Genomic DNA, 2,830 nt, shown 5'->3' with positions numbered 1-2,830 from the left:
GGTTAAGCTAATAAGAGCACACGGAGGATGCCTAGGCGCCAGGAGCCGACGAAGGACGTGGCGAACAACGAAACTGCCTCGGGGAGCTGTAAGCAAGCTTTGATCCGGGGGTGTCCGAATGGGGAAACCCAGCTGTGGTAATTCGCAGTTACTCGTATCTGAATACATAGGATACGCAGAGGCAGACCAGGGGAACTGAAACATCTAAGTACCCTGAGGAAGAGAAAACAATAGTGATTCCGTCAGTAGCGGCGAGCGAACGCGGAACAGCCTAAACCAAGGGGCTTGCCTCTTGGGGTTGTGGGACGTCTCACATGGAGTTACAAAGGAATATGGTAGGCGAAGAGGTCTGGAAAGGCCCGCGATAGAGGTAAAAGCCCTGTAGCCTAAACTGTGTTCTCTCCGAGACGGATCCCGAGTAGTGCGGGGCACGTGAAACCCCGTATGAATCCAGCAGGACCATCTGCTAAGGCTAAATACTACCTGGCGACCGATAGTGAAACAGTACCGTGAGGGAAAGGTGAAAAGCACCCCGGAAGGGGAGTGAAATAGAACCTGAAACCGTGTGCTTACAAAAAGTCAGAGCCCGATCTATGGGTGATGGCGTGCCTTTTGTAGAATGAACCGGCGAGTTACGTTTAACATGCAAGGTTAAGGTGAGAAGCCGGAGCCGCAGCGAAAGCGAGTCTGAATAGGGCGATTGAGTATGTGGACGTAGACCCGAAACCGTGTGATCTACCCCTGTCCAGGGTGAAGGTGCGGTAACACGCACTGGAGGCCCGAACCCACGCATGTTGAAAAATGCGGGGATGAGGTGGGGGTAGCGGAGAAATTCCAATCGAACTCGGAGATAGCTGGTTCTCCCCGAAATAGCTTTAGGGCTAGCCTCGGTGAATGGAGTGGTGGAGGTAGAGCACTGATTGGGTGCGGGGCCCGCAAGGGTTACCAAGCTCAGTCAAACTCCGAATGCCATTAACTTCTTGCCGGGAGTCAGACAGTGAGTGCTAAGATCCATTGTCAAAAGGGAAACAGCCCAGACCATCAGCTAAGGTCCCCAAGTGTGTGTTAAGTGGGAAAGGATGTGGAGTTGCACAGACAACCAGGATGTTGGCTTAGAAGCAGCCACCATTGAAAGAGTGCGTAATAGCTCACTGGTCGAGTGACTCTGCGCCGAAAATGTAACGGGGCTAAACACACCACCGAAGCTATGGCTAGATACTTTGTATCTGGGGTAGGGGAGCGTTGTATGCAGGTTGAAGGTGTACCGTAAGGAGCGCTGGACAGCATACAAGTGAGAATGCCGGTATGAGTAACGAAAAGATCAGTGAGAATCTGATCCGCCGAAAGCCCAAGGTTTCCTGAGGAAGGCTCGTCCGCTCAGGGTAAGTCGGGACCTAAGGCGAGGCCGAAAGGCGTAGTCGAAGGACAACAGTTTGAAATTACTGTACCACCGTAATCCGCTATGAGCGATGGGGTGACGCAGGAGGGTAGTGACGCGGACTGATGGATGTGTCCGTCTAAGCAGTGAGGCTGATGTGTAGGCAAATCCGCACATCGTAAGGCTGGGCTGTGATGGGGAGCGAAAATTGTAGTAGCGAAGGTCATGATCTCACACTGCCAAGAAAAGCCTCTAGCCAGGAGAAGGTGCCCGTACCGCAAACCGACACAGGTAGGCGAGAAGAGAATTCTAAGGCGCGCGGAAGAACTCTCGTTAAGGAACTCGGCAAAATGACCTCGTAACTTCGGGAGAAGAGGTGCCTCGGTAGGGTGAATAGCCCGAGGGGGCCGCAGTGAAAAGGCCCAAGCGACTGTTTAGCAAAAACACAGGTCTGTGCGAAGCCGCAAGGCGAAGTATACGGGCTGACGCCTGCCCGGTGCTGGAAGGTTAAGGGGAGTGGTTAGGGGTTAAACCCGAAGCTGTGAACCGAAGCCCCAGTAAACGGCGGCCGTAACTATAACGGTCCTAAGGTAGCGAAATTCCTTGTCAGGTAAATTCTGACCCGCACGAATGGCGTAACGACTTGGGCGCTGTCTCAACGAGAGATCCGGTGAAATTTTAATACCTGTGAAGATGCAGGTTACCCGCGACAAGACGGAAAGACCCCATGGAGCTTTACTGCAGCTTGATATTGAATTTGGGTACGATCTGTACAGGATAGGTGGGAGCCGTTGAGGCAGGAGCGCAAGCTTCTGCGGAGGCGCCGTTGGGATACCACCCTGATCGTATCTAGGTTCTAACCTAGTACCCTTACCGGGTACGGGGACCGTGTCAGGCGGGCAGTTTGACTGGGGCGGTCGCCTCCTAAAGAGTAACGGAGGCGTTCAAAGGTTCCCTCAGAATGGTTGGAAATCATTCGCAGAGTGCAAAGGCATAAGGGAGCTTGACTGCGAGACCTACAAGTCGAGCAGGGACGAAAGTCGGACTTAGTGATCCGGTGGTACCGCATGGAAGGGCCATCGCTCAACGGATAAAAGCTACCCTGGGGATAACAGGCTTATCTCCCCCAAGAGTCCACATCGACGGGGAGGTTTGGCACCTCGATGTCGGCTCATCGCATCCTGGGGCTGAAGTAGGTCCCAAGGGTTGGGCTGTTCGCCCATTAAAGCGGTACGCGAGCTGGGTTCAGAACGTCGTGAGACAGTTCGGTCCCTATCTGTCGTGGGCGCAGGAAATTTGAGAGGAGCTGTCCTTAGTACGAGAGGACCGGGATGGACGTACCGCTGGTGCATCAGTTGTTCCGCCAGGAGCATGGCTGAGTAGCTACGTACGGACGGGATAAGCGCTGAAAGCATCTAAGCGTGAAGCCCCCCTCAAGATGAGATTTCCCAA

General features: G+C 53.8%; 1 rRNA gene. It reads left to right on the top strand.

Features of this window, described 5'->3' with window-relative positions:
* Positions 1 to 2,830, top strand: a 23S ribosomal RNA gene (locus NSU14_RS35875); the annotation flags it as partial.

It is taken from the genome of Paenibacillus sp. FSL R10-2771 (assembly GCF_038000205.1).
Classification (GTDB): Bacteria; Bacillota; Bacilli; order Paenibacillales; family Paenibacillaceae; genus Paenibacillus_AQ; species Paenibacillus_AQ phytohabitans.
This window is presented reverse-complemented; position numbering and strand designations above follow the sequence as displayed.